The following is a 23,944-nucleotide window of genomic DNA, read 5'->3' as shown; positions in this document are numbered from 1 at the left end:
ACCGTGGCGCCGTCCGGTTTCTTCTTGCCACTATTACGCATTGCACAGTAGTGTGCATCGCGTGGATAACAGCCAGCTCCTCAAGGGCGTGCTGGACCTGGCCGTGCTCGCCGTGCTCGGCGAGCGCGACGGATACGGCTACGACGTCGTGCGCAGGCTCAGGGACGCCGGGCTCGACGAGGTCGGCGACGCCTCCGTGTACGGCACGCTGCGCCGCCTGTTCAAGGCCGGCGCGCTCAACTCCTACGTGGTCGCCTCCGACGAGGGCCCGCACCGCAAGTACTACGGGCTGAACGAGGTAGGCCGCGGCATGTACGCGGCGCAGGCCAAGACCTGGACCACCTTCTCCGCCACGATGGCGAACCTGCTCACGGAGGGGAGCGCACGATGACCCCGGCCCAGTACGCGCAAGCCGTACGCGAGGCTCTGGCCGATCACCCCGATCGGGACGAGCTCCTCGAAGACCTCGACGACCACCTCGCGGAGATCGCGGAGGAGTCGGAACTGCCGCTCGAAGAGCGGCTCGGCCCGCCCGGGGCCTACGCGGAGGAGCTCGTGGCCGCCTACGGGGGCCGCCCGCAGAGCCCGCGCGAGCGCCGCAGGTTCGCCCCCGCGCTGGCGTGGCTGCGCCGCCAGTCGGCCTACCAGGAGGTCGTCGCCTTCATGCCGCAGCTGCGGCCGGGGTGGTGGGTCCTGCGCGGCTACGCGGCCGCGATGGGCGCGGTCTCGGTGATCGGGCCCGTGCGGCTCGTGCCGGGCAACCCGGTGGACCTCCTGCTGGTGATCGGGGCGATCCTCGGCTCCATCTGGTACGGCAGGCACGCCTCCGGCCGGGTCCTGCGCGGCTTCACCATCGCGGCCAACGCCCTGGTCGCCCTCGTGATCCTCGGCGGCCTGGCGACCGCGTCGACCTGGAGCTCCCGGGACGAGCACCTGGCGTACACGATGAACAGGCCGGTGGAGATGGAGCCAGCCGCTTTCGGTGACACCGTCTACAACATCAAGCCCTACGCCAAGGACGGCACCCCGCTGTCCGACGTCCTGCTCTACGACCAGGACGGCCAGCCGATCACCACCAGCCCCGACCAATTCGGCTACCGCGTGGACCGCAGCTGTGGCGAGCCGGTGCTCAACCGCTTCCCGCTGCCGCTGGTCGAGGACCCGGACGTCCAGCTCGACGAGCCGGGCGGCCAGGCCTCGGCCCCGCCGACGACGCGCCCGTGCGCGGCCTTCAGAACGCCGGAGCCGAGCGCGGCCCTCAGCACGCCCGAGCCGGGCGTGACCGCGTCCGAGGCGCCGCGCTCGCCGGAGAAGCCGTCGGAGTCCGCCAAGAGCGAGCCGAGCCCGTCAGAGTCGCCCACGGGCACCTCCAGCCCCTCCAGGACCCGCTGAAGGGCCGCCCGATCACCGCTGATCGGGCACCATCGGTGTCATGAGCTTCGTACCTCCTGGCACCGGCTGGCCCGGCGACCCGGCCACCGCCGAGACGCCGGTCGCCCGCGATCCCGCGGACGTGCGCCGCCTCGCCGCCACCAGCAGCACCCTCACGGAGCTCGCCGCCAGGCAGTCGGTCTGCCGTGCGTGCCCCCGTCTGGTGGCCTGGCGGGAGGAAGTCGCCGAGGTGCGGCGGCGCGCGTTCGCGACCGAGACGTACTGGGGGCGCCCGATCGCCGGGTGGGGCGCCTCCGAGCCGCGCGTGCTGCTGGTGGGGCTGGCGCCGGCGGCCCACGGGGGCAACAGGACGGGGCGCATCTTCACGGGGGACCGCAGCGGCGACTGGTTGTTCGCCTCGCTGTATCGGGTGGGGCTGGCCGTACAGGAGACCAGCACGCACGCGGGCGACGGGCAGGAGCTCGTCGGCGCGCGGATGATGGCGGCGGTGCGCTGCGCCCCGCCGGAGAACAAGCCGACGACGGGGGAGCGGGACGCCTGCTTCCCCTGGCTGGCCCGTGAGATGGCGCTGTGCGCGCCGAGCGTGCGGGTCGTGGTGGCGCTGGGGGGATTCGCCTGGCAGGCGATGTGGCCGGCGTTGCGCGAGGCCGGATACGAGCTGCCGCGCCCCCGGCCGGCGTTCGGGCACGGCGTCGAGGTGAAGGTCTCACATGGCGAGACGCCGGTCACGCTGCTCGGGACTTATCACCCCAGCCAGCAGAACACCTTCACCGGCAGGGTCACCGCGGAAATGCTGGACGACGTCTTCGGCAGGGCCCGCGAACTGTCGGTGTGACGCGCGCCATGCCCAGGGGATTGGCGTTTTCCCGCGCCCCCGGCGTAAGCTTGTGAATGCTTTCACAAGCATTCCACGAGGGATGGGGCTTCAAGATGAACAAGCACATCTTGATTGTCGGCGGCGGATACGTCGGCCTGTACACCGCGCTTCGGCTGCAGCGCAAGTTCCGCAGGGAGCTGCGCGACGGCAGCGTGCGCGTCTCGATCATCGACCCCAACTCCTACATGACCTACCAGCCGTTCCTCCCCGAGGCCGCCGCGGGAAACCTCTCGCCCCGGCACGTGGTCGCCCCGCTGCGGCGGGTGCTGCCCAAGGTGCGCATACTCAACGGGCGGGTCACCAAGGTCGACCACGGCGAGCGCACCGTCACCTTCGAGCCTCCGGAGGGCGCGCCCCGCGAGATCGCCTACGACGTCATCGTCATGGCCGCCGGCTCGATCTCGCGCACGCTCCCGATCCCCGGCCTGACCGACATCGGCATCGGCTTCAAGACCGTCGGCGAGGCCATCGCGCTGCGCAACCGCGTCCTGCACCTGCTGGACGTGGCCGAGTCGAGCGAGGACCCCGAGGTACGCCGCCGCGCGCTCACCTTCGTCGTGGTCGGCGCCGGCTTCGCCGGGGTGGAGGCCCTGGCCGAGCTGGAGGACATGGCCAAGCACTCCACCCGCTACTACCGCAACATCAAGGCCGCCGACATTCGCTGGGTGCTCGTCGAGGCGACCGCCCGGGTGCTGCCCGAGGTCGGCCCCGAGATGGGCAAGTGGACGCTGGAGCAGCTGCGCGAGCGCGGCATCGAGGTGAAGCTGGAGACCCGCCTGGAGTCCTGCGAGGACGGCCACGTGGTGCTCTCGGACGGCACCGAGTTCGACGCCGAGACGCTCGTGTGGACGGCCGGCGTCAAGCCCAGCCCGATCGTGGCCGAAGGCGGGCTCCCGGTCGACGAACGCGGCCGGATCAAGACCACCACGATGCTCACGGTCGCCGGCGTCCGTGACGCCTTCGCCGCCGGTGACTCCGCCGGCGTGCCCGACGTGACCAACCCGGGCGAGTACTGCGCGCCCAACGCCCAGCACGCGGTGCGCCAGGCCAAGGTTCTGGCCGACAACGTCGTCCGCAGCCTGCGCGGGCAGGAACTGGTCGAATACCGCCACAAGTACGTCGGATCGGTCGCCGGACTCGGCCTTCACCAGGGTGTCGCCAACGTCTACGGGGTCAAGCTTCGCGGATTCCCTGCATGGTTCATGCACCGCACCTACCATCTGTCCCGGGTGCCCACGCTGAACCGCAAGGTCCGCGTCGTCGTCGACTGGACTCTCGCGCTCTTCTTCAAGCGCGAGACGATCTCGCTGGGCGAGATGGAGCACCCGCGTGACGGGTTCAGGGCCGCGGTGGCGACCATGCGCCGCTAAGGCGTGATCGAGAAGGAGATCCTGGGTTGGGGCTCTCAGCGGTGACCGTGCTCGGCGTCGACAGGCCCGGCGTGATCGCGGCGGTGACAGGGGCGCTCGCCGAGTGCGGAGCGAACATCCAGGACTCCACGATGACCCTCCTGGGCGGTCACGTGGCGATGATGCTGCTCGTCTCGGGCGAGCTCGACACCAGGGAGCTGACCCGTCACCTGTCGCAGCCCGAGCTGGTGGTGATGGTCTCGGCGGTCGAGGCCAGGCGCGACTTCGGCTGCCCCGGCACCGGCATCGGCTACGTCCTGACCGTCCACGGCCCCGACCGGCCGGGCATCATCTCGGCCGTCAGCGCCGTGCTCGCCTCGGTCGGCGGCAACATCACGGGCATGAGCACCCGCCTCACCGGCCGCCTCTACGTGCTCATCGCCGACGTCGACCTGCCCGCCGAGGTGGACGTGGCCGGGCTCATGCGCCGCCTGGCCGCCGTGGGCTCCGGGCTCGACTCGGAGATCACCTTCCGTCCCATGGAACCGGATCTGCTGTGAAGACGGGGATTCCAGCGCCGCCCACCCACCACAGGAGGCCACTGTGCCGGTCCGTGCCGCGTTTCCGACCCGCCGGGGTGTGTGGTGATCGTCGGCGAGGGTGCGGTCAGGGAGATCCTGCGGGCGCCGCACCCGACCTTGTCGCGTACGGCGGAGCCGGTCGAACCGGCCGATCCCGCCGTGCTGAACGCGGCCGGAGACCTGCTGGCCACGCTCCGTAAGGAGCCTTCCGGCGCCGGCCTGGCCGCCCCGCAGATCGGGCTCTCCTGGCGCATCATCGCCTTCGACGCCCGCCGCCACCCGCGCAGCCGTTCGGCCGCGGGCGAGACCGTACTGGTCAATCCGAGGCTGACCGAGGCCTCCCGATGGGAGGACGGCCGCGAGGGCTGCGCCTCGATAGCGGGTCTGACAGGCGACGTTTCCCGCGCGACCCGCATCGTGGTCGAGGGCGTCCTGCCGGGTTCGGGGGAGTTCGTCACCATCGAAGCGGATGCCTTCGAAGCCCGGTGTATTCAGCACCAACTGGACCATCTGGACGGTCTGCTGTTCCTGGACAGAGTGCCCGGAGTGCTATCACTTCACCGCAGACCTCACAGTTGTGACGCCTGATACAAAGTTGTGCTCCTCGGAGGCATGGTCCCTTTCGTATGATTGCGGCGCCCCCGTAGCCCAATGGCAGAGGCAAACCCCTTAAAAGGGTTGTAGTGCGGGTTCGAATCCCGCCGGGGGCACCGCCCATTTCTACCCTCTGACCTGCAAAGACACGTCGGGTGAATTCTCTGTGTAATTAAGAACTCCCATATACGTAAGCGCCGCGCTTCGTCAGCGTCAGCGGGGTGCGTACCCGGGAGGCCCGCTCCTCGGCGTCCGCCGGGTCGACGAAGCGGGCCACGAGGTAGTCGCGCACCGCCGCCCGGTCGCCGAGCGTGACCAACGGGGCGTCCCACGACTCGACCTCCACCCGCTCGAAGACCTCGCCCACGAGAGCGGGCGCCTGCTCGGCGTCGAACGTGGTCGCCGCGGGCCGCCAGACCCCGGCCAGTTCCGGGGAGTCGGCGCGGCTGGGGGTGACGGCCACGAACAGCCCGCCCGGCCGCAGAACCCGCCGCGCCTCGCGGATGGCGAGGAGCGGGTCGGGGAGGTGGTAGAGCATGTTCACCGCCGTGACAGCGTCGAAACTCCCGTCACGGAACGGCAGCGCCGCCGCCTCACCCAGAACCCGGGGCGCCGGATGCGCGCGCAGCATGGTCATCGATCCGTCCAGGCCGACGACCTGGGGCGACTCGGCCCTCAGGTTCCCGTCGCCGCAGCCGACGTCCAGCACTCTGGCGAACGGGCGCAGGCGCTCGGCCAGCCGTACGTAGAGGGCGCGGGCGGCGGGCGAGCGGGAGCCCAGCGCGAACCTGCGCGGGTTGACGTCGTAGTCACGCGGAACGCTCACGACCTCCAGTGAACCCGGGAACTCCGCCCGCCCTCCACTCGTTATTGAAATCTCGAAAGCACATAGATCCGAGCGGGAGTTGACCTCTGCGACGCTCGGTCCCTTAGGCTGACCGCACTGGTCGCAGCGTGGAGGCAGCGATGCAAAGCAAGAACCCCGTCTTCAGCAAGTCCCGAAGTACCCAAGGGCAAGGTTGGGCAGGCCCGTCGGCGACGCCGCAGGACCTGCAGGACATGTACAACCAGCCGTCGTACGCTCCGCCGGCCAGCCCCGCATACCGGACGATGACCCTCGATGACGTGGTCATCCGCGGCTTCATCACGCTCGGTGTGCTGGTCGCGTCCGCGGGCGCCGCGTGGATCCTCGAGGTGCCCATCGCGGTGGCGGTGGTCTCGGCGATCATCGCGCTGGTCCTCGGCCTGGTCGCCTCGTTCAAGCAGAGCACCAACCCGGCGCTCATCCTGGGCTACGCGGTCTTCGAGGGTGTGTTCCTGGGCGCGCTCAGCAGCATCTTCGAGCAGCGTTTCCCGGGCATCGTGCTCAACGCCGTGATCGGCACCATGATGGCCTTCCTGGGCGTCCTGGCCGTCTACACGTTGCGCATCGTCCGGGTCACCCCGAAGCTGGTCAGGTTCGTCGTCGCCGCGGCGATCGGCGCGCTCGGCCTCATCCTGGTCAACTGGATCGCCGCGTTCTTCATGCCTGGCGGCCTCGGCCTGCGCACCGACAGCCCGATCGGCATCATCTTCAGCGGCGCGATGATCCTGCTCGGCTGCTTCTTCCTCCTGCTCGACTTCGACTCCATCGAGCAGGGCGTCAAGCAGGGCGCCCCGGAGAAGTTCGCGTGGCAGTGCGTCTTCGGGCTGACGCTGAGCCTCGTCTGGATCTACCTCGAGGTGCTCCGCTTCATGAGCTACTTCAGCGGCGACGACTGATCGACCAGGTCACAGCCGATCATTGAAGGCCCCGCCACCCGGCGGGGCCTTCTCTGTGTGCGACCGCGAAGTCACAAAACGCTTCCGATTTGGGGGTTGCACTTCACGACCTCGTGTTGCAGTGTCAAGCAAAGGACCCGAATCCGTGGAGGTGCCCATGTCCTTGAACCACTCACCGGAGACGCAAACAAAGCTCATCGCCAGGGTCCCGTCGATAACGGGGCGCGAACTCCCAGAGTGGTTCCAAGCGATCGACAACGGCCCGGCTTTCCTCAGGTGCGACGAGCGGGCCAACTGGCTCGCCGACGAGCACGGGCTGACCCACGGCTACGCCGCCGCGATCGTGTTCGAGCACGAGCGGCACCGCCGTAACCGGATGGGCTTCATCTAGAGAGCCCGAACCCCAACCTTCGCGCCCGTGCCACCGGTACGGGCGCGCGCACGTGGCCACGCGCGATCATGTACCCATGGACCTGAACAAGGCACGCGACTTTCTCCGCGACCACCACCACGCCGTCCTCCTCACCCGGCACCGCGACGGGCGCCCGCAGATGTCCCCGGTGACCGTGGGCGTGGACGCGGACGGGCACGCCGTCGTCAGCACCCGCGAGACCGCCGCCAAGACCCGCAACATGCGCCGCGACCCCAACGTCGCCCTGTGCGTGTTCTCGGACGGCTTCTACGGCGACTGGGTCCAGATCGAGGGCCAGGCGGAGATCATCTCGCTACCGGACGCGATGGACCACCTGATCACCTATTACCGCGACATCTCCGGCGAACACCCCGACTGGGACGACTACCGCTCCGCCATGATCCGCGACCAACGCGTGGTCGCCCGCATAACCCTGACCAAAGCCGGCCCAGACACCCACGGCTGACCCCACCGGGCAGCCACCTCACACCCGGGGGCCGGCCCGCGACTCAGGCCCGGCGTCGGCCTTGACGCGTGCGGTTGGCCGGTGCTGCGCGCAGGGCCGGGCGGCGCGGGGTGATCAGGACCGCAGACGCCGGGTCACGAGGCCGTCGGTGTCGGGATACGTGGGCCGTTGCGGTGGGGACCACGTGCGACGTGAGAAGCGACCCCCACGATCGGCGCCCGCCGGCGGCGGCGGGTGGCGTGGGGGTGGCTTCGCCGTAATGGATCCAAAGGCCTGTAACAGATCAAAGGACCGCAACGGATCCGAAAACCATCTAGGAGAGGCGCTCCAGGAGCATGGCCATGCCCTGGCCGCCGCCGACGCACATGGTTTCGAGGCCGATGGACCTGTCGTGGTGTTGGAGGCTGTTGATCAGGGTGGAGGTGATGCGGGCGCCGGTCATGCCGAACGGGTGGCCGACCGCGATGGCGCCGCCGTTGACGTTGAGGCGGTCCAGGTCGATGCCGAGGTCCTGGTACGAAGGGATCACCTGGGCCGCGAACGCCTCGTTGATCTCGACCAGGTCCACGTCCTCGATGGCCATCCCGGCGCGCGACAGCGCCATCTTGGACGCCTCCACCGGCCCCAGGCCCATGATCTCCGGGGACAGGCCCGTGACGCCCGTGGAGACGATGCGGGCCAGCGGGGTGATGCCCAGCTCGGCGGCCTTGGTGTCGCTCATGACGATCACCGCGGCGGCGCCGTCGTTGAGGGGGCAGCAGTTGCCCGCGGTCACGGTGCCGTCGGGGCGGAAGACGGGCTTGAGGCCCGAGACCGCCTCGTAGGTGGTGCCGGCGCGCGGGCCGTCGTCCTTGCCGACCACGCTGCCGTCGGGGAGGGTGACGGGCGTGATGTCCTTCTGCCAGAAGCCGTCGGCCAGCGCCTTCTCGGCGAGGTTCTGGGAGCGGACCCCGAACTCGTCCTGTTCGCGGCGGCTGATGCCCTTGAGCTGGGCGAGGTTCTCGGCGGTCTGGCCCATGGCGATGTAGATGTCCGGGACCGTGCCGTGGTGGCGCGGGTCCTCCCAGGTCTGGCCGCCGGCGGCGAACGTGGCGGTCCTGGCGCGGGCCTGGTCGAAGATCGAGTTTTCGAGCTTGGGCCGGGGCTGCTCGGTGTCCTGGGGCCACGGCACCGAGTCGGAGTTGCCGTTGACGAAGCGCGATACCGTCTCGACTCCCGCCGAGACGAACACGTCGCCCTCGCCCGCCTTGATCGCGTGGAAGGCCATCCGGGTGGTCTGGAGCGAGGAGGAGCAGTAGCGCGTGATGGTGGTGCCGGGCACGGTGTCCAGGCCGAGCATCACCGACACGACGCGGGCCATGTTGAAGCCCTGCTCGCCGCCGGGCAGACCGCAGCCCAGCATGATGTCGTCGATCGTGGCCGGGTCAAGCTGCGGCACCTTGGCCAGCGCCGCCTTGATCATCTGCACGGTCAGGTCGTCGGGACGGATGTCCTTCAACGACCCTTTGAAGGCACGGCCGATCGGCGAGCGTGCGGTCGCGACGATGACAGCCTCAGGCATGGGAGCCCCTCCTCGGTTGGCATTCCCCAGAACTATATTTCAGTCGGGATCGCCTCTCAGCAGAGGGCCTTGGCGGCGATGCCGAACAGGTCGGCGGTGGAGGCCTTCTCGGTGCCGGGGTTCAGCGAGAGCGTCATCGTGGCGCCGTCGTCGGTGGTGAAGCTGAAGGTCAGGTAACCGATCAGCTCGCCGCTGTGCCCCCATGCCGCCTTGCCGCAGGGCAGCGGGTACTTCTGCAGGCCCAGGCCGTAGCCGAACCCGGCCTTGGTGTCCTCGGTGGTCCGCATCGCCGCCAGCGACTTCGCGCTGGTGAGCTTGCCGGCCAGCAGCGCCTTGGTGAAGCGGTTGAGGTCGCGGGTGGTGGAGATCATCTCGCCGGCCGCGCCGTCCAGGGACGGGTTCATCCTGGTCGCGTCGACCATCTTTCCGTCCACGGGCTCGTAACCGCGAGCGTGCGGGTACGGCACGCCCGGCCGGTCACCGGGCACCGACGTCTGCGTCAGCCCGAGCGGCCGCAGGATCCGCCGCTCCACCTCCTTGCCATAGGGCCGGCCGGTCACCTTCTCGATGATCATCCCGGCGACCACGTAGTTGGTGTTGGAGTACGACCAGGCTTTGCCCGGCCCCGTGTGTTCCCCCCTGTCCGCCACCTTCAGCAGTTCGGCCGGCGTGTAGTGCCGGAACCGGTCCTTGCCGCGCCAGCGGTTGGTGGAGTACCCGGCCTCGTGCATGTAGTCGTAAAGGCCGCTGGTGTGGTTGAGCACCTGCCGTACCGTGGCGGCGCCCTTGACCTGCTCGCCCAGGTACGTGGAGACCGGCGCGTCCAGCCGGACCTTGCCCTCGTCCACGAGCTGCATGATCACGGTGGCGGCGAACGTCTTGGTGACGCTCCCGATGCGGAAATGCCCGTCCGCCCTGGCCCGTGCCGGCGATCCGAGGCTTCGGGTACCCGCCGCGGCCGTCCAGCCGCCCGCCTTGTTCTCCACCCGGATCAGCGCGGCGGTCGCCTTCTTGTCGGTGACCAGCTTGTCCAGCATGCCCTGGACCTGGTCGGCCGGAGTGGCGGCGGTGAGGGCGAGAGCGGCGATCAACAGTGTCTTCATGACCCGGAACGCTACGAGCGGGCGGGCCGCGCTCCCATGAGGTGCGCCATCCGGTTCACCTGGGGGAAACCACACCTCTTGCGGTTTTTCTGCTTCTATGCAGATAATGTGTCAACGCAGAAACTTCTTGGGAGAAGGTAACCATGGCCACCGAGATCCAGGCCGTCATCCAGCGCAGCCAGGACGCGTGGAACCGCGGCGACGGCGCCGCCTACGGCGCGTGCTTCACCGCGGACGCCACCGATGTCACCTTCGTCGGCACCGTCTACCACGGCGGCACCGAGATCGGCCGCGCCCACCAGGTCCTGTTCGACAGCTTCCTCAAGGGCACCCGGCTGAACGTCGAGATCGTCGAGACCCGGACGTACGGCGACGACGTGGCCGTGGTCGTCACCCGCGGCGAGGTGGGCAGGGGGCGTCCCAAGAAGCTGGGCAAGCTCGCCACGTACACACTCGTGCGCGAAGGCGACGGCGAGTGGCGGATCGCGGCCGTGCAGAAGACCCGGCGCAAGCCGCTGATGGAGGCCGTGTCCTTCAGGTTCCAGCCCGCCAGCCGCCCGCGTTGAGCGGGGACGTCAGTTGCCGCAGGCCCGGGTGATGACCTGGAGCGAGCCGGTGGTCTCCGAGCGGATCTTCTGGATGGCGGCCGGAACGTCGGTGACCTCGGTCTCCTGGTAGGAGCGGGCCAGGGCGCTCAGGGCGTCGTTGAGCGTGGCGTTGCCGGACTTGACGCCGATGTTCTTCAGCCGCTCCGCCGCCGCGTCCACGGCCTTGTCCAGTTCGGGGGGATTGCCCGCCAGGCCGGGGATCTTCGACAGGAGGTCGTCGGCGACCTTGGTCGCCTCGTCGCAGGCCTCCGTCGCGTTGAGGATGGCTCCTGCCTCCTGGATGGTGCCGCAGCCAGAGGCGAGAACGACCGCGACGAGAACGGCCGGGAGTCGTCTCATGCGTGCGACCCTACCCAACCGGTGTGGGGGCCGGTCCCGGAACCGGCCCTGGGGGCGCTATCCGTACATGCCGGGCGCGTTGGGGGTGCCGTCGTTGACGCCGTGCAGGGCGCCCTTCTCATCGCGCCACATGCGCCAGCCCTCCTGGCTGCCGGTGAACCACGACGGCGGGGCGGACGAGCCGGGGACGCGCTTGCCCGCCGCCAGGTCGTACTCGCAGACCGCGGCCACCGAGTAGAAGCCCGGCGCCTGCCCGCGCAGGGGCAGCGGCTTGGGGTCGGTGACGCAGAAGCTCCAGCCGGTCTCGTCCTCGATCGGCAGGGGCTTGCCCGAGGCCAGGTCGTAGGCGGTGCCCTTGGTGTTGTGCTTGAGGAAACCGAGCTTGTCCATGCGGTCGGGGAAGGCCAGCCACCAGCCGGAGCCGGGCACCTGGGTGGCGGTGATCTGGCCGACGACGCGGCCGCTGTCGGAGTCGAGGCGGGCGAATCCGCCATAGGCGCCCTGCTGGTCGACCGGGCGGACGACGGGGGCGAAGCCGGGGTTGCCGCTCGGGTAGACGCGGACGACCGAGGGCCGCATCCAGTTGATGGTGCCGTCGCCGATCCGCATGGAGAACAGCCCGAACGTGGAGACCTTCTTGGTGCGCGGGTCGGTGTAGGGGGCGATGTAGCCGGTGAGGTTGTCGCCGGTGGCGCCGAAGGCCCAGCCGCCCGACATGTCGATGCCGGGGCCGAGCGCCTGCTCCAAAGGCTGCTGCCACTGGAGCTTGCCGGTCTTGAGCTCGTAGGACTCGATCATGGGGTTGGCCGCGAGCCTGAGCAGCAGGACCCGGTTGGCGTCCGACCACTCGACCTCGGCGAGGCCGGGCAGTTTCCACATGGTCTTGCCGGTGCCCGGTTCGAGCACGACGACGCGGGCGCCGCTCAGCGCGGTGTGCTCCGACAGGCAGATGTACGGCCCGCAGCGCTGCGGCCCGAACGTCGAGTGCACGGGCCTGGCCCACTTCTGCTGGCCGGTGCGCCCGTCGCGGGCGATGAGGGTGGCGTTCCAGCGGGACTTCTTGGCCGGGTCGAGCGCGACGACCACGGGGCGGCCGTCGGCGGCGGGCACGATCGCGGGGGCGGAGACGCCCATGCCGGGCAGGCGTCCGGCCATCGTGGCCGGGTACTGCCACAGCTTCTTGCCGGACCTCTGGTCGAGTGCGACGGTCTCGAGGTTGCCGTCGGGCTTCATGGAGGTGGTCGTGACGACGCCCGCTGCGGCGGCCATCCGGCTGACGGCGTTGACGTCGGTGTTGTGCCACGTGGGGAATTCGGCGGTGGCCGCGTCGCTGCCGGAACAGCCGGCGGCGGCGAGTACGGCGAGGGCGAGGGCCGGTTTCGTGAGAGGTCGGAGCACGAGGCTATCCATCTCCAGTGGGGACGGGGCGTGGCGGCTCGGCCTCGGAGGGTGACCGGGGTCAGGCGTCGTTGAGCAGCTCTCCCAGTCGCCGGCGGAACAACGTCACCCACTTTCCGTAGGGGCCGGTCGCCCGCCCGGCGACCCGGGTCGCGCTGACCTCGGTTCCGGGTTCCTCCGCGGCCGTGGCCGCCGCAAGGTAGATCGGTTGCAGTCCTTCGCCACGGACGGGTCGCGGCTCGGGCCACAACGCCAACGCAGCGCATACAGAAGGTAGCACCGCGTAAGCGGCCTGGGCGTAACCTCGGTCAGATGGATGGAAACGATCCGGTCCGAACATTTCGCCCGGGTTTGTTGCGAATTCTGGGCCGAGGATGTCGGCGAAGGCGACCGTCCTGCCGCCCGCCTCGACCACGGCCACCGTCTGCGCGGCGGCCAGCTGGCGGCTCCACCGCCGGGTGACCCAGCGCAACGGCTGCGCCAGCGGGCGTACGGTCCCCAGGTCCGGGCAGGTCCCCACGACCACCTCCGCCCCCGCCTCCCGCAGCCGGCGCACCGCCTTGGACAGATGCCGCACCGCCACCGCGGGCGGCGTCTGGGTGGTGACGTCGTTGGCGCCCACGAAGACGATCGCGATCTCGGGCCGCACCCGCAGCGCCTGGTCCACCTGCTCGCCCAGATCGGCGGAGGGCGCCCCGGAACGGCCGAAGACGTCGAGCCGCACCGGGCGCTCGGCCACGGCGGCCAGGCCATGGGCGAGCAGCACCCCCGGCGTCGTGGCCGGATCGGTCATGCCGAGCCCGACGGAGGTCGAGTCGCCGAGCATGACGAGCCGCACGGGCTCGCCGGAGAAGTCCCCGTACACGCCGTCGGACGGCGGGCCCTCCATGCCGTGCGGACGGCCGATCACCTTGCGCGCGACCAGGCTCTCCGCCATGAGAAGGCCGTAGGCCGTGGCTCCCAGGGCCGTCAGCCCGCCGCCTCCGAGCGCGGCAGCGGCTGCGATCTTCCGCGCCGCCCGCGCCACCCCCGGTGTCCAGATCACGTAGCGTGCCCCCCTCGACCCCACTGGCGGTAGCGTTTGTCTGAAACTAGCCGAGCGCCCGCCACCCCCTGGGGATCTCGGCGCCTGGCAAGCTGACCAAGCTTCGGTAAAGAAGGTGAACACCTCGGTGCGCGTTTACGATTCCCTGGTCGAGCTCATGGGGAACACCCCGCTCGTCCGGCTGCACAAGGTATCCGCGGGACTGCCTGCCCAGGTGCTCGCCAAGGTCGAGTACTTCAACCCCGGCGGATCGGTCAAGGACCGCATCGCCGTACGCATGATCGAGGCCGCCGAGCAGTCGGGAGCGCTGCGGCCCGGCGGCACGATCGTGGAGCCGACCTCGGGCAACACCGGCGTCGGCCTGGCCATCGTGGCCCAGACCAAGGGCTACCGGTGCGTCTTCGTGGTCCCCGACAAGGTCGCCCAGGACAAGATCGCCGTGCTGCGCGCCTACGGCGCCGACGTCGTGGTCTGCCCGACGGCCGTCTCGCCCGACCACCCCGAGTCCTACTACTCGGTCTCCGACCGGCTGGCCAGGGAGATTCCCAACGCCTGGAAGCCCGACCAGTACTCCAACGAGAACAACCCCGACTCCCACTACCACTCCACGGGGCCGGAGCTGTGGGAGCAGACCGACGGCCGGATCACCCACTTCGTGGCGGGCGTGGGCACGGGCGGCACGATCAGCGGCACGGGCCGCTACCTCAAGGAGGTCTCCGGCGGCCGGGTGAAGATCATCGGCGCCGACCCCGAGGGCTCGGTGTACTCCGGTGGGTCGGGTCGGCCGTACCTGGTGGAAGGGGTGGGCGAGGACATCTGGCCGGCCACCTACGACACCACGATCTGCGACGAGATCATCGCGGTCTCCGACAAGGATTCCTTCAACATGACCCGCCGCCTGGCCCGCGAGGAGGGGCTGCTGGTGGGCGGTTCGTGCGGGATGGCGGTGGTGGCGGCGCTGCGCGTGGCCGCCAAGGCCGCTCCGACGGACATCGTCGCCGTGCTGCTGCCCGACGGCGGGCGCGGCTACCTGTCGAAGATCTTCAACGACGACTGGATGGCCGACTACGGCTTCCTGACGACCTCCTCCGACGAGGGGCTGGTGGCCGACGTGCTGGCCCGCAAGGGAGCGGGGCTGCCGGAGTTCGTGCACGTGCACCCGCACGAGTCGGTCGGCGAGGCGATCGCGATCATGCGCGAGTACTCGGTGTCACAGCTGCCGGTCATGAAGGAGGAGCCGCCGGTCATGGCGGCCGAGGTGGTCGGCTCGATCGTGGAGCGCGACCTGCTGGAGGCGCTCTACCGGGGGCGGCTCAAGGCCGAGGACCCGATCGCCGAGCATATGTCGCAGCCGCTGCCCACGATCGGCGGCGGCGAGCCGGTGGCGCGGGCGGTCGAGGCGCTGGAGAAGGCGGACGCCGCGGTGGTCCTGGAGGACGGCAAGCCCGCCGGGCTGCTCACCCGGCAGGACCTGCTCGCCTTCCTGGCCAACTCCGCGCACTAGGGCTTCTTGATCGATTCGATCACGGCGCCGAGGCCGTCGGCGCCGTGCCCTTCCCGGTCCGTGCGCGCGAACAGCTCCTTCAGCGCCGCCGGCATGGAGGTCTCCAGCCCGGCTTCGCGGAAGGCGTGCAGGGCGTGCTCCATGCCGACGGCCTGCATGTGCAGGCTGTTCTCCGCGCCCGGGTAGACGCCGGCGTCGATCTCCTCGCTGAGGATCTTCAGATAGCCCATCGGCCCGTCGCCCGCCACCGAGCCCACGAGCCCCTGGAAGAAGGGCACGCTGTCGGCCGCCTTCACCCCGGCGCTGCCGAGGAGCGCGGCGGAGTACATGTACGCGGTCAGCGTGGACCAGAACACGTACAGCTGCGACTGGTAGTACATCATCGCCAAGCCCTCGTCCGCGCCCACGTGGACCACCTCGCCCAGCGCCGCGAGCGTCGCGGTGTGCCGGTCGAGCACCTCGCGCGGCCCGCTGTAGAAGGCGAAGGAGCCCGGCTCGCCGATGCCGGGCGGCGGCACCATGATCCCCGCCGTGATCAGCACACCGCCGCGCTCCGCCACCCACGCCGCGGCCTCCCGCAGCTTGGCCGGGGTGTCGGAGCTGAGGTTGACCAGCACCTTGCCGTCGAGGTCCACGCCGTCGAGGCTGTCGTACATCGCCTGGTACTCGAGCTGGCTGATCACCATGAGGTCGCCGGTGGGCCGCTCGGCCCGCTTGGCGCCGAGCGCCACCAGAGGATCGGCTTTGGCGGCCGTCCGGTTCCACACGGTCACCTCGAAGCCGGCCTTGAGAAACGTCCGCGCCATCTGGGCGCCCATCGGCCCGAGGCCGATCACTGTCACCTGAGTCGTCATGGCTTCACCCTGCGAGAGGCCGCTACGGAATCTCCACGGACCCGCTACGGGTTTAATCGGTACGTGGTGAGATTCGGGGTGCTGGGACCGCTCGCGGTGTGGGCCGACGACGATGAGCCGCTGCACGTGGCCGAGCCCAAGGTGCGCGCGCTCCTGGCCGATCTGCTCGTGCACGGGGGCCGCCCGGTCTCGGCGGACCGGCTGATCGACGACCTGTGGGGCGAGCGCCCCTCGCGCAACCCGACCGGCACCCTGCAGGCCCGCGTCTCGCAGCTCAGGCGAGCCCTGGGCGATCCCGGCCTGGTCGTGCGCGGACCCGGCGGCTACCGGATCGTGGCCGAATGGGTCGACGCGGCCCGGTTCGAGGAACTGCTCGCCCGCCGCGCCGTCCCGCCGCACGAACGCGCGGCCGAGCTGGGCCGGGCGCTGGCGTTGTGGCGCGGCCCCGCCTACGCCGACATGGCCGACCTCGACTTCGCCAGGCCCGCGATCGCGCGACTGGAAGAGCTGCGCCTGGCCGCCGTCGAAGAGCTGTCCGAGGTACGGCTGGCCCTCGGCGAGCCGGTCGAGGTGGCCGGCCTGGTGGCCGAGCACCCTCTGCGCGAGCGGCTGAGAGCCGTCCACATGCGCGCCCTCTACCGCCAGGGCCGCCAGAGCGAGGCCCTGGCCACGTATGCCGACCTGCGCGAGAGGCTGGCCGGAGAGCTGGGCCTCGACCCGTCGCCGGAGCTGGCCGAGCTCCACACCAAGATCCTCCGCCAGGACCCCGAGCTGCGCCTGAAGCCGGTGCGCCAAGGCCCGAGCTGCGCCCGGAGACGGTGGGCCAGGACCCCGGGCCGCGCCCGGAGATCGTGCGCGGCGACCCCGGGTCCGAGGCCCGTGACGACCGCTCCGCGCCGGCGCGCCTGCCCGCCGCCCTGGCCCCGCTGGTCGGCAGGGACGACCAGCTCGCCGAGGTCGTCGCCCGGCTCGGGCGCGACCGGCTGGTCACGCTGACCGGCCCCGGCGGCGTGGGCAAGACCAGCCTCGCCCTGGAGGTGGCCCGCCGCCGCACCGAGCGGGTGTACCTCGCCGAGCTCACCGGTACCACCCACCCGGCCGACGTGCTGGCGGCGGTGGCCGGGGTGCGCGACGACTCCTCGCAGCCGCTGGAGCCGCGGATCGCGCGGGCGCTGAGCGGCAGGCGGGCGCTGCTCGTGCTGGACAACTGCGAGCATCTGGTCGAGCCGGTGGCCCGGCTGGCCGCGACCCTGCTGAAGGCCGCGCCGGAACTGCGCGTGCTGGCCACGAGCCAGGAGCCGCTGGGCGTGACCGGCGAGCGCGTCCACGTGGTGCCGCCGCTGGCCGAGGACGACGCGGTGGCCCTGTTCGCGGCGCGGGCCGGCATCGAGCCGGGCCCGGCGGTACGCACGATCTGCCGCAGGCTGGACGGCATCCCGCTGGCGCTGGAACTGGCCGCGACGCGGGTCCGGGCGCTCGGGGCCGATGAGCTGGCCAGACGGCTGGACGACCGGTTCCGGTTGCTCAACACCGGGATGCGGGACGCGCCCGCGCGCCAGCGGACGCTCCGGGCGATGATCGACTGGAGCTGGGATCTGTTGTCGGAGCCGGAGCGGCTGGTGTTGCGGCGGCTGGCCGTACACGCTGACGGGTGCACGCTGGAGGCGGCGGAGCAGGTGTGCGCCGAGCCGGGCCACGACGTGCTCGACCTGCTGGCCAGGCTGGTCGACCGCTCGCTGGTCACGGCGGGGCCGCGGTTCCGGCTGCTGGAGTCGGTGGCGGCCTATGGGGTGGAGCGGCTGCGGGAGGCCGGTGAGTACGAGCTGGTCAGGGAACGGCACGCGCGCTACTACACGGCGCTGGCCGAGCGCGCCGACCTGCGCGGGCACGGCCAGCGCGGCTGCCTGAAACGCCTCGACCAGGAGAGCGGCAACCTGCGGCTGGCGCTCGAAGGGCCGGAGCCGCTGCGGCTGGTGAACGCGATGGCCTGGTACTGGTTCCTGCGCGGGCGGCTGGGCGAGGCGCGCAGGTCGCTGGCCTACGCGCTGACCAGGGGCGGGCCATCGGGGCAGAGCGCGATGGCGGCCATGTGGCTGGCCGGGTTCACCAAGGTGATCGGCGAGCCGGCGGAGGCGGTGCCGTACGCGGACCTGGATCCGCTGGGGCGGGCCCTGCACGACTGGTTCCTCAGCCATGTGGCCTGGGCCTACGGCGGCTTCTCCGTCCACGACGACCAGGTGGAGAAGGCGCTGACGGCGTTCGGCGCGATGGGGGAGCGCTGGGGCGTGGCCGCGGCGCTCGCGCTGCGGGCCAGGCTGGCGGTGGGCCGCGGCGACCTGGCGGCCATGGAGCGTGACGGCGCCCGCAGCCTGGAGATCTTCGGTGAGCTCGGCGACCGCTGGGGTCAGGCCGAGGCCATGGACGCGCTCGACCTGGCGGCCGAGATCCGCGGCGACTACGCGCGGGCCGCCGGGCTGCGCGAGGAGCAGCTGCGCCTGGCGGGGGAGCTGGGCATCGCCTCGCCGTTCAAGCTCTCCGGGCTGGGCCGTCTGGCGCTGCTGGAGGGCGACTACGCGCGCGCCGACGACTACCACGAGCGGGCCCGCGCGCTGGCGGTCGAGCAGTCGGTCAAGTCCGCGGAGGAACACGCCGTGATCGGGCTGGCGATCAGCGCGCGCCGCCAGGGCCGCTTCGCCGATGCCGAGGACCATCTGCTGCCGTGGTTCGCCTGGCTGCGGCAGGTCGGCGGCACGCCGGGCATCGCGTTCGCGCTGGCCGAGCTGGGCTTCGCCGCCGAGCAGCGGGGCGACGCCGAGACCGCGCTGGCCCGGCAGGAGGAGGGCTACGCGGCCGCCGTCTCCACCGGCGACCCGCGCGCGGTCGCGCTGGCGCTCGAAGGGCTGGCGGGCGCGCTCTCGCTGGCCGGTCGCGCCGAGGAGGCCGCCCGCCACCTGGGTACGGCCGCCGCCATGAGGAAGTCGGTGGGCGCCCCGCTGCCCGACGGCGAGCGGCTCGACGTCGACCGGATCACCGCCCGCGTCAGGACGAGCCTGGACGCCGGGGCCTTCACCGAGGCCTTCCGCTCAGGCGAGCGGGAACTCGGCGATCACCTCCCAGTAGCCCTCGGGCGTGGGACCGGCGAAGAGCCTGCCGCCCAGGGCCTCCACCCGCTCGGCCATGCCGACCAGGCCGAAGCCGCCACCCAGCCGGGCCACCCTGGGGTCTGAGGCCGACCCGAAGTTACGTACCCGCAGCCGCACCAGATTGGGGAAGGCGCGCAGGTCCGCCTCGACCCAGGCCGCGCCGGGCGCGTGCCTGCGCACGTTCGTCAGCGCCTCCTGCAGCACGCGGTGCAGGGTGGTGACGACCTCGGGCGGCAGCGTACCGTCGCCGACGCCCTGGCCGATCTCGAAGGCCACCTTCGGCCCGCTGGCGGAGAAGCGCTCGGTCAGCAGGCGCAGGTCGGCCAGTGTGGTGCCGGGCCTGCGCTCCGCCTCGTCCTCCGCGCGCAGCACGCCGACCAGGCGGCGCATCGACGTCAGCGCCTCCGCCCCGGCTCCGGCGATCGCGTCGAGGGCGGGCACCACGGCCTCCGGCTTCATCTCGGCGACGGTCTTGGCGGCCTGGGCCTGGACGACGATGCCGGTGATGTGGTGGGCGACCAGGTCGTGGAGCTCTCTGGCCAGTTCCAGGCGTTCGGCGCGGCGTACCGAGAAGACGGCTTCCGAGCGGCGTTCCTGCTGGAAGCGGAGGTAGCCGCCCACGCCCGCCGCCAGCGACCAGCCGGCGAACAGCAGGAACGAGAAGGCCAGGCCCGCGTTCTGGTAGTCGCGGCCGGCGGCTTCCGCCAGCAGGACGACCAGGGCGACCAGGGCGAAGACGGCGGCCTTGCGCACAGGCTGGATGTGGCGCAGCACGCCGATCGTGAGGATGAGCACCGCGCCGGACTCCGCCATGCCGGGCACGCCGTCGTAGTCGGTGGCGCTGATGATCGTGGAGGTGACGAAGCTGAAGGCCAGCAAGAAGGTGAAGCCCTCGACCCGGCGCTTGTGCCGGGCCAGCACGGCGGCGATGCCGGCGATGCCGCAGAAGGGCACCAGCCACTGGGGTCCGCCGACGCTGGCGGCGGCCGCCACGTCGATCATCAGCATCAGGCCCAGCCAGCCGATCATGGCGATTTCGCTGAGTCTGCGGATCCAGTAGACGAAGCGCTTGGTGTCCCCCACGGCATCGAGCCTAAGCCGGAAGTCGGAGCACCCGTATCAACCGTTCGGCCGAGTGGCGACGCCGCAGACCAGACCTTCAGCGGAGGTGGAAGGGGTGGGTCGTCACCGATGCTGGATATGTCGGAAGGGAGACGGGGAAATGGTCGTCATCGGATTCGTGTTGCTGGGTGTGGGACTGGTCGTGGGTGTACTGCTCGCGCTGGCCGACCCCGTGATGCTCTCCAGGATCAACGGAGAGCCCGCCGAGGGCGGCAGCGGCCGCCACATCCACGCGCCGCGTGCGGTGCACGAGGGTGAGGTGGTTCAGCTGCCGAGCCGTACCGGCGACCGGCGCCAGCCCAAGGCGGCCTGAGACAGGGCTCGCGGCGGCGGGCATGGCGCCGGCGAGCCTTGGGGGAGGGATCGGCCCGCGAGACCGTTGGGGGACGGAATCGCGGGCCGGTTCCGTTACCGTGGCGGGTATGAGCAACGGATTCGAAACGCTGGCGATCCACGCAGGTCAGGAGCCCGACCCGCTGACCGGCGCGGTCGTCCCGCCGATCTACGCGACGTCCACCTACAAGCAGGACGGCGTGGGCGGACTGCGCTCGGGCTATGAGTACAGCCGCTCGGCCAACCCGACCAGGACCGCGCTCGAAGAGGCGCTGGCCGCGGTCGAGGCCGGCGCGCGGGGGCTCGCGTTCGCCTCCGGCCTGGCCGCGGAGGACACCGTGCTGCGCACCGTGTGCCGGCCGAACGACCACGTCATCATCCCGAACGACGCCTACGGCGGCACCTACCGCCTGTTCGCCAAGGTCAACGAGCGCTGGGGGCTGCGCTACGACCCGGTGCCGCTGGGGAACCTGGACGCCGTCGCCGGGGCCATGACGCAGAAGACGAAGATCGTCTGGGTGGAGACGCCGACGAACCCGCTGCTGGGCATCGCCGACATCGCCGGGCTCGCCGAGCTGGCCCACGAGAACGACGCGCTGCTGGTCGTGGACAACACCTTCGCCTCGCCGTACCTGCAGCGGCCGCTTGAGCTGGGGGCCGACATCGTCGTGCACTCCACGACCAAGTACGTGGGCGGCCACTCCGACGTGGTCGGCGGCGCGCTGGTGGCGCGTTCGAAGGAGCTGGGCGACGAGCTGGCCTACCACCAGAACGCCATGGGCGCGGTGGCCGGGCCGTTCGACGCGTGGCTGACGCTGCGCGGGCTCAAGACGCTGGGCGTGCGGATGGACCGCCACTGCGACAACGCCGAGCGGGTGGTCGACCTGCTGCTGGCGCACCCGAAGGTGACCCAGGTGCTCTACCCGGGCCTGGGCGAGCACCCCGGCCACGAGGTGGCGGCCAAGCAGATGAAGCGCTTCGGCGGCATGGTGTCGTTCCGCGTGGCGGGGGGCGAGGAGGCCGCCGTGGAGGTGTGCAACCGCGCCGAGCTGTTCACACTGGGGGAGTCGCTCGGCGGGGTCGAGTCGCTGATCGAGCACCCGGGCAGGATGACCCACGCGTCGGCGGCGGGCTCGCCGCTGGAGGTCCCGGCCGACCTGGTGCGGTTGTCGGTGGGCATCGAGACGGTCGACGACCTGCTCGCCGACCTCACCCGGGCACTCGGCTAGGACGGCACGACCATCAGGAACAGGATCGCCAGCCAGATCAGCGTGACCACGCCGGCGATGGCGGCGATCCGTCCTGTCTGCACCTTCGCGTCGTCGTCCGGGGTCTCGCTGGACAACGCCTGGACGGCGGTGCGCAGGTCGCGTTCGACGAGGACGATCAGGACCGCGGCCACGATGAACAACGTCATGGACGCGGTCATGTTCCACTTGCCCAAGGTGCCGTTCCCGGCGATGACCCCGGCTCCGATGCCGAAGATCAGCACGCCCAGCGAGAGCAGGGCGTAGAGCCGGGTCGAGCGGTGGATGAACGTCAGCAACGCGGCGTTCTTGGTGCGAATTGCGCGGGGGGCGGCGTGCGTCAGCGCGGTGAGCGGCCCGACCGCGAAGATCGCGAAGGCGATGTGCAGCCAGATAAGCAGGGACATGCCGCAGAGACTAGTCCCCGGCGATCTCGGCCTGTGGCTCGACACTCTCTTCGCTCTTGCGGGAGCACCGCATGCACAGCTCGAAGGACGTCACGGTGATGACCATGATCATGATGAGCAAGACCATTGCGAACATGGCACTCCCTCCTTCCCCGAATATCCTCCGTAATGACTAGACGCCCTGGCAACGGAATAAGTTCAGCCCGGGTATCGTTGCGTACCGCCGTTTTCATCCGTTCAGGCACAAGGGGGTGCCGTCGTGGCCGTCAGGCACGTCGAGCCGTACACCGATGAGTGGCAGCGTCAGCCGCGCTGCTACGTGAAACAGGTGGTCGAAGTGCTCGACGCCGAGGTGGCCGAATGGTGGGAGGGGCCCGGCGAGCCGCGTGCGGCGACGGTCCTGGTGACCGGCGGCTCGGCGCTGGTGTGGGACGAAGAGAGCGGCTGGCGGCTCGGCCGCTTCCTCTCCGGGGCCCGTGACGAGCACACCGAGCTGGCCGATGTGCGCTATCTGGGTGGCGGTCTGCTGCCCCGGCCCGAGCGGGTTCCCGCGGCCCTGTCGGACGCGCGGCTCGGGATCGGTGCGAGCAGCGCCTGGCGGCCCTGCTACCGCTCGCACCGCAACTGCCGGGACGGGTTCGATGTCGCGCTGGACTTCTGGTCCGGCCTGGTGCGTGCCTAGTTCAGGCGGGTGTGACGGTCTGACGCCCTTCCTGGGCGGCGCACTGCGTGCAGTCGGTGTTGTTCACGTGAAGGCCGAGGATCCCGCGGGTGCAGCGGGAGAAGGGCCCTGGGGCGCGGTGGGTCGGTGACCCGCGCCAGTCCTCTCTGAGGACACTGAGCACGATCATGACGAACGTGCCGGTCGCTCCTCCGATCAAGGCGATCGGGATCATGAGGTACAAATCCATGGGTAATTATGGCAGCGGCACCCCGCCTGTCATCAATAGGTGGACATAGAAGAGGAACCGCCAGGTGATCTGGGTTGGCGGAATACAATTGACTACACTTATTGGGATAAGTGGCCGGAGCCTGCATAATTGATTTCGTAGGCCAGGTGGGTCATATCGCTGGCGTAGATCGCCACCGTGAGCCGGATCGGCCGCTCGGCCGAGTACGCCGTCCTGATCACCTCGACCACCGGCACCCCCGCCCTGCGGCCGAAGAACGGGACCTCCTGCGGCGTCGGCATCCTGGCCAGCACCACGTCGCGATGGCGGACCTGCACGTGGCCGTGGTCGGCCAGTTCGCGGATCGTGCCGCGCTCCAGGTCGACGGGTAACATCAGGCCCGTTCCCTCGGCCACGTCCAGCGGATAGAACGAGTCCTGCAGCGACCAGCTCTCCCCGTCGACCAGCCGCCGCGACAGGCGCACGACCACCACGGAACCTTCAGGGATCTGCAGGTAGGAGGCGACTTTCGGGCTCGCCTCCCGGAACTCCATGGTGAAGCCCTCCTGCGCGGGCTGGCGGCCCTGCTCCTCCACCGCGGAGGTGAAGGCGTCCTTGCCGCTCGCCGTGCGCAGGCCCTCCCTGTTCGACATGACCATGGTGAAGGTCAGCCGCGTGTTCACGTACGTGCCCAGCCCCTGCCGCGACTCCACCAGGCCCTCGTTGGCCAGGACGGCGATCGCCAGGCGGACGGTGTTGGTGGAGACGCCGAAGAGCCGCTCGAGCTCCGACTGGGACGGCAGGCGCTGACCTGGCTGAAGGGACCCGGCGGTTATCTTCTTCCGCAGGTCGTCGGCCACCTTGCGGTAGAGCGGCTCGGACATGCTCTCATTGTCCGCTTATTGGTATGAGCGGTCTAGGTCCTGGCTTTACAGCTTCGCCGCCCGGCGGGACGATT

27 protein-coding genes, 1 tRNA gene and 1 pseudogene are annotated in these 23,944 nt (G+C 70.6%); 17 read left to right on the top strand and 12 right to left on the bottom strand.

Features of this window, described 5'->3' with window-relative positions; genetic code table 11:
- Window positions 1-61: 61 nt before the first annotated feature.
- The 7 genes from ACIBI5_RS28265 to ACIBI5_RS28235 all read left to right on the top strand — a co-directional run bounded on the left by ACIBI5_RS28265 (window position 62) and on the right by ACIBI5_RS28235 (window position 4,909).
- Window positions 62-391: a PadR family transcriptional regulator gene (locus ACIBI5_RS28265; protein WP_397251758.1), complete on the top strand. Its 330-nt coding sequence runs from the start codon at window positions 62-64 to the stop codon at window positions 389-391.
- Window positions 388-1,392: a hypothetical protein gene (locus ACIBI5_RS28260; protein ID WP_397251757.1), complete on the top strand. Its 1,005-nt coding sequence runs from the start codon at window positions 388-390 to the stop codon at window positions 1,390-1,392. Before ACIBI5_RS28265 ends, ACIBI5_RS28260 begins: the two co-directional genes overlap by 4 nt.
- A 40-nt stretch (window positions 1,393-1,432) precedes the next feature.
- The gene (locus tag ACIBI5_RS28255) at window positions 1,433-2,227 is read left to right on the top strand and encodes a uracil-DNA glycosylase (protein ID WP_397251756.1); all 795 of its coding nucleotides are present in this window, start codon (window positions 1,433-1,435) and stop codon (window positions 2,225-2,227) included.
- 95 nt (window positions 2,228-2,322) lie between these two features.
- Window positions 2,323-3,639: an NAD(P)/FAD-dependent oxidoreductase gene (locus ACIBI5_RS28250; RefSeq protein ID WP_397251755.1), complete on the top strand. Its 1,317-nt coding sequence runs from the start codon at window positions 2,323-2,325 to the stop codon at window positions 3,637-3,639.
- A gap of 26 nt (window positions 3,640-3,665) precedes the next feature.
- Window positions 3,666-4,178, top strand: a complete 513-nt coding sequence (locus ACIBI5_RS28245; protein WP_397251754.1) for a glycine cleavage system protein R — start codon at window positions 3,666-3,668, stop codon at window positions 4,176-4,178.
- Between the two features lie 84 nt (window positions 4,179-4,262).
- Window positions 4,263-4,787 (top strand): peptide deformylase, encoded by a 525-nt coding sequence (gene def, locus ACIBI5_RS28240; RefSeq protein ID WP_397251753.1) that lies wholly within the window; start codon window positions 4,263-4,265, stop codon window positions 4,785-4,787.
- Window positions 4,788-4,836: 49 nt separating this feature from the next.
- Window positions 4,837-4,909 (top strand) — tRNA-Leu (locus tag ACIBI5_RS28235).
- A 56-nt stretch (window positions 4,910-4,965) separates the two neighbouring features.
- On the opposite strand, the gene ACIBI5_RS28230 is transcribed toward ACIBI5_RS28235, so the two are convergent.
- Window positions 4,966-5,619, bottom strand: a complete 654-nt coding sequence (locus tag ACIBI5_RS28230; RefSeq protein WP_397251752.1) for a class I SAM-dependent methyltransferase — start codon at window positions 5,617-5,619, stop codon at window positions 4,966-4,968.
- A 140-nt stretch (window positions 5,620-5,759) separates the two neighbouring features.
- Between ACIBI5_RS28230 and ACIBI5_RS28225 the strand changes: the two genes are divergently transcribed.
- The 3 genes from ACIBI5_RS28225 to ACIBI5_RS28215 all read left to right on the top strand — a co-directional run bounded on the left by ACIBI5_RS28225 (window position 5,760) and on the right by ACIBI5_RS28215 (window position 7,432).
- Complete coding sequence (locus ACIBI5_RS28225; RefSeq protein WP_397251751.1) at window positions 5,760-6,554, top strand: Bax inhibitor-1/YccA family protein; 795 nt, start codon at window positions 5,760-5,762, stop codon at window positions 6,552-6,554.
- A gap of 157 nt (window positions 6,555-6,711) precedes the next feature.
- Window positions 6,712-6,945 carry a DUF4287 domain-containing protein gene (locus tag ACIBI5_RS28220; protein ID WP_184967573.1) on the top strand — a complete coding sequence of 78 codons (234 nt, stop codon included), beginning with the start codon at window positions 6,712-6,714 and terminating at the stop codon, window positions 6,943-6,945.
- Window positions 6,946-7,021: 76 nt separating this feature from the next.
- Complete coding sequence (locus tag ACIBI5_RS28215; RefSeq protein ID WP_397251750.1) at window positions 7,022-7,432, top strand: PPOX class F420-dependent oxidoreductase; 411 nt, start codon at window positions 7,022-7,024, stop codon at window positions 7,430-7,432.
- Between the two features lie 313 nt (window positions 7,433-7,745).
- Here the strand turns inward: ACIBI5_RS28215 and ACIBI5_RS28210 are convergent, their stop codons facing one another.
- Together ACIBI5_RS28210 and ACIBI5_RS28205 are read right to left on the bottom strand one after the other, a co-directional pair.
- Complete coding sequence (locus tag ACIBI5_RS28210; protein WP_397251749.1) at window positions 7,746-8,993, bottom strand: acetyl-CoA C-acetyltransferase; 1,248 nt, start codon at window positions 8,991-8,993, stop codon at window positions 7,746-7,748.
- A gap of 56 nt (window positions 8,994-9,049) precedes the next feature.
- Window positions 9,050-10,096, bottom strand: coding sequence for a serine hydrolase domain-containing protein (locus tag ACIBI5_RS28205; protein ID WP_397251748.1), 1,047 nt, complete (start codon window positions 10,094-10,096; stop codon window positions 9,050-9,052).
- A 143-nt stretch (window positions 10,097-10,239) separates the two neighbouring features.
- Here ACIBI5_RS28205 and ACIBI5_RS28200 point away from each other — a divergent pair, with 143 nt between their 5' ends.
- Window positions 10,240-10,662 (top strand): SgcJ/EcaC family oxidoreductase, encoded by a 423-nt coding sequence (locus tag ACIBI5_RS28200; protein ID WP_397251747.1) that lies wholly within the window; start codon window positions 10,240-10,242, stop codon window positions 10,660-10,662.
- A gap of 9 nt (window positions 10,663-10,671) precedes the next feature.
- On the opposite strand, the gene ACIBI5_RS28195 is transcribed toward ACIBI5_RS28200, so the two are convergent.
- The 3 genes from ACIBI5_RS28195 to ACIBI5_RS28185 all read right to left on the bottom strand — a co-directional run bounded on the left by ACIBI5_RS28195 (window position 10,672) and on the right by ACIBI5_RS28185 (window position 13,486).
- On the bottom strand, window positions 10,672-11,043 hold the full coding sequence (locus ACIBI5_RS28195) for a hypothetical protein (RefSeq protein ID WP_397251746.1): 372 nt from the start codon (window positions 11,041-11,043) through the stop codon (window positions 10,672-10,674).
- Window positions 11,044-11,100: 57 nt separating this feature from the next.
- Window positions 11,101-12,441 (bottom strand): PQQ-binding-like beta-propeller repeat protein, encoded by a 1,341-nt coding sequence (locus tag ACIBI5_RS28190; protein ID WP_397251745.1) that lies wholly within the window; start codon window positions 12,439-12,441, stop codon window positions 11,101-11,103.
- A gap of 61 nt (window positions 12,442-12,502) precedes the next feature.
- The gene (locus ACIBI5_RS28185) at window positions 12,503-13,486 is read right to left on the bottom strand and encodes an SGNH/GDSL hydrolase family protein (RefSeq protein WP_397251743.1); all 984 of its coding nucleotides are present in this window, start codon (window positions 13,484-13,486) and stop codon (window positions 12,503-12,505) included.
- Between the two features lie 127 nt (window positions 13,487-13,613).
- Between ACIBI5_RS28185 and ACIBI5_RS28180 the strand changes: the two genes are divergently transcribed.
- Window positions 13,614-14,990 carry a cystathionine beta-synthase gene (locus ACIBI5_RS28180; RefSeq protein WP_397251742.1) on the top strand — a complete coding sequence of 459 codons (1,377 nt, stop codon included), beginning with the start codon at window positions 13,614-13,616 and terminating at the stop codon, window positions 14,988-14,990.
- Here ACIBI5_RS28180 and ACIBI5_RS28175 read toward each other — a convergent pair.
- Entirely contained in the window at window positions 14,987-15,844 is an 858-nt protein-coding gene (locus ACIBI5_RS28175) for an NAD(P)-dependent oxidoreductase (protein WP_397251741.1), read from the bottom strand. The two genes, ACIBI5_RS28180 and ACIBI5_RS28175, sit on opposite strands and share 4 nt — an antisense overlap.
- Before the next feature lie 63 nt (window positions 15,845-15,907).
- On the opposite strand from ACIBI5_RS28175, the gene ACIBI5_RS28170 reads away from it, so the two are divergent.
- Window positions 15,908-16,840: a BTAD domain-containing putative transcriptional regulator gene (locus ACIBI5_RS28170; protein WP_397251740.1), complete on the top strand. Its 933-nt coding sequence runs from the start codon at window positions 15,908-15,910 to the stop codon at window positions 16,838-16,840.
- Window positions 16,841-16,854: 14 nt separating this feature from the next.
- Window positions 16,855-17,031, top strand: a pseudogene (locus ACIBI5_RS28165) (hypothetical protein); the annotation flags it as partial.
- Window positions 17,032-18,927: 1,896 nt separating this feature from the next.
- Here ACIBI5_RS28165 and ACIBI5_RS28160 read toward each other — a convergent pair.
- On the bottom strand, window positions 18,928-20,070 hold the full coding sequence (locus tag ACIBI5_RS28160; protein ID WP_397251739.1) for a sensor histidine kinase: 1,143 nt from the start codon (window positions 20,068-20,070) through the stop codon (window positions 18,928-18,930).
- Window positions 20,071-20,209: 139 nt separating this feature from the next.
- Here ACIBI5_RS28160 and ACIBI5_RS28155 point away from each other — a divergent pair, with 139 nt between their 5' ends.
- Both ACIBI5_RS28155 and ACIBI5_RS28150 read left to right on the top strand, forming a co-directional pair.
- Window positions 20,210-20,422 (top strand): hypothetical protein, encoded by a 213-nt coding sequence (locus tag ACIBI5_RS28155; RefSeq protein WP_379637629.1) that lies wholly within the window; start codon window positions 20,210-20,212, stop codon window positions 20,420-20,422.
- Between the two features lie 109 nt (window positions 20,423-20,531).
- A complete protein-coding gene (locus tag ACIBI5_RS28150; protein ID WP_184967592.1) occupies window positions 20,532-21,671 on the top strand; it encodes a cystathionine gamma-synthase in 1,140 nt (379 codons plus the stop codon).
- On the opposite strand, the gene ACIBI5_RS28145 is transcribed toward ACIBI5_RS28150, so the two are convergent.
- Both ACIBI5_RS28145 and ACIBI5_RS28140 read right to left on the bottom strand, forming a co-directional pair.
- The gene (locus tag ACIBI5_RS28145) at window positions 21,668-22,096 is read right to left on the bottom strand and encodes a hypothetical protein (RefSeq protein ID WP_397251738.1); all 429 of its coding nucleotides are present in this window, start codon (window positions 22,094-22,096) and stop codon (window positions 21,668-21,670) included. The two genes, ACIBI5_RS28150 and ACIBI5_RS28145, sit on opposite strands and share 4 nt — an antisense overlap.
- Window positions 22,097-22,106: 10 nt before the next feature.
- The gene (locus ACIBI5_RS28140; protein WP_397251737.1) at window positions 22,107-22,232 is read right to left on the bottom strand and encodes a hypothetical protein; all 126 of its coding nucleotides are present in this window, start codon (window positions 22,230-22,232) and stop codon (window positions 22,107-22,109) included.
- A 123-nt stretch (window positions 22,233-22,355) separates the two neighbouring features.
- Here ACIBI5_RS28140 and ACIBI5_RS28135 point away from each other — a divergent pair, with 123 nt between their 5' ends.
- A complete protein-coding gene (locus ACIBI5_RS28135) occupies window positions 22,356-22,778 on the top strand; it encodes a DUF6292 family protein (protein ID WP_397251736.1) in 423 nt (140 codons plus the stop codon).
- Window position 22,779: 1 nt separating this feature from the next.
- Here ACIBI5_RS28135 and ACIBI5_RS28130 read toward each other — a convergent pair whose 3' ends face one another.
- On the bottom strand, window positions 22,780-23,007 hold the full coding sequence (locus tag ACIBI5_RS28130) for a hypothetical protein (protein WP_397251735.1): 228 nt from the start codon (window positions 23,005-23,007) through the stop codon (window positions 22,780-22,782).
- A 98-nt stretch (window positions 23,008-23,105) separates the two neighbouring features.
- The gene (locus ACIBI5_RS28125; RefSeq protein ID WP_397251733.1) at window positions 23,106-23,870 is read right to left on the bottom strand and encodes a GntR family transcriptional regulator; all 765 of its coding nucleotides are present in this window, start codon (window positions 23,868-23,870) and stop codon (window positions 23,106-23,108) included.
- Window positions 23,871-23,944: the final 74 nt, after the last annotated feature.

Origin of the sequence: Nonomuraea sp. NPDC050540, from assembly GCF_044457485.1 — a bacterium.
In the GTDB taxonomy this organism is placed as follows: domain Bacteria; phylum Actinomycetota; class Actinomycetes; order Streptosporangiales; family Streptosporangiaceae; genus Nonomuraea.
The sequence above is the reverse complement of the archived record's forward strand: the minus strand, read 5'-3'. Positions and strand labels throughout refer to the sequence as shown.

Bases quoted from the DNA above. Each gene is read 5' to 3' on its own strand.
- ACIBI5_RS28260 (WP_397251757.1), top strand. From the start codon at position 388: ATGACCCCGGCCCAGTACGCGCAAGCCGTACGCGAGGCTCTGGCCGAT.
- ACIBI5_RS28255 (WP_397251756.1), top strand. From the start codon at position 1,433: ATGAGCTTCGTACCTCCTGGCACCGGCTGGCCCGGCGACCCGGCCACC.
- ACIBI5_RS28250 (WP_397251755.1), top strand. From the start codon at position 2,323: ATGAACAAGCACATCTTGATTGTCGGCGGCGGATACGTCGGCCTGTAC.
- ACIBI5_RS28225 (WP_397251751.1), top strand. From the start codon at position 5,760: ATGCAAAGCAAGAACCCCGTCTTCAGCAAGTCCCGAAGTACCCAAGGG.
- ACIBI5_RS28220 (WP_184967573.1), top strand. From the start codon at position 6,712: ATGTCCTTGAACCACTCACCGGAGACGCAAACAAAGCTCATCGCCAGG.
- ACIBI5_RS28215 (WP_397251750.1), top strand. From the start codon at position 7,022: ATGGACCTGAACAAGGCACGCGACTTTCTCCGCGACCACCACCACGCC.
- ACIBI5_RS28210 (WP_397251749.1), bottom strand. From the start codon at position 8,993: ATGCCTGAGGCTGTCATCGTCGCGACCGCACGCTCGCCGATCGGCCGT.
- ACIBI5_RS28205 (WP_397251748.1), bottom strand. From the start codon at position 10,096: ATGAAGACACTGTTGATCGCCGCTCTCGCCCTCACCGCCGCCACTCCG.
- ACIBI5_RS28200 (WP_397251747.1), top strand. From the start codon at position 10,240: ATGGCCACCGAGATCCAGGCCGTCATCCAGCGCAGCCAGGACGCGTGG.
- ACIBI5_RS28195 (WP_397251746.1), bottom strand. From the start codon at position 11,043: ATGAGACGACTCCCGGCCGTTCTCGTCGCGGTCGTTCTCGCCTCTGGC.
- ACIBI5_RS28175 (WP_397251741.1), bottom strand. From the start codon at position 15,844: ATGACGACTCAGGTGACAGTGATCGGCCTCGGGCCGATGGGCGCCCAG.
- ACIBI5_RS28155 (WP_379637629.1), top strand. From the start codon at position 20,210: ATGGTCGTCATCGGATTCGTGTTGCTGGGTGTGGGACTGGTCGTGGGT.
- ACIBI5_RS28150 (WP_184967592.1), top strand. From the start codon at position 20,532: ATGAGCAACGGATTCGAAACGCTGGCGATCCACGCAGGTCAGGAGCCC.
- ACIBI5_RS28145 (WP_397251738.1), bottom strand. From the start codon at position 22,096: ATGTCCCTGCTTATCTGGCTGCACATCGCCTTCGCGATCTTCGCGGTC.
- ACIBI5_RS28140 (WP_397251737.1), bottom strand. From the start codon at position 22,232: ATGTTCGCAATGGTCTTGCTCATCATGATCATGGTCATCACCGTGACG.
- ACIBI5_RS28130 (WP_397251735.1), bottom strand. From the start codon at position 23,007: ATGGATTTGTACCTCATGATCCCGATCGCCTTGATCGGAGGAGCGACC.
- ACIBI5_RS28125 (WP_397251733.1), bottom strand. From the start codon at position 23,870: ATGTCCGAGCCGCTCTACCGCAAGGTGGCCGACGACCTGCGGAAGAAG.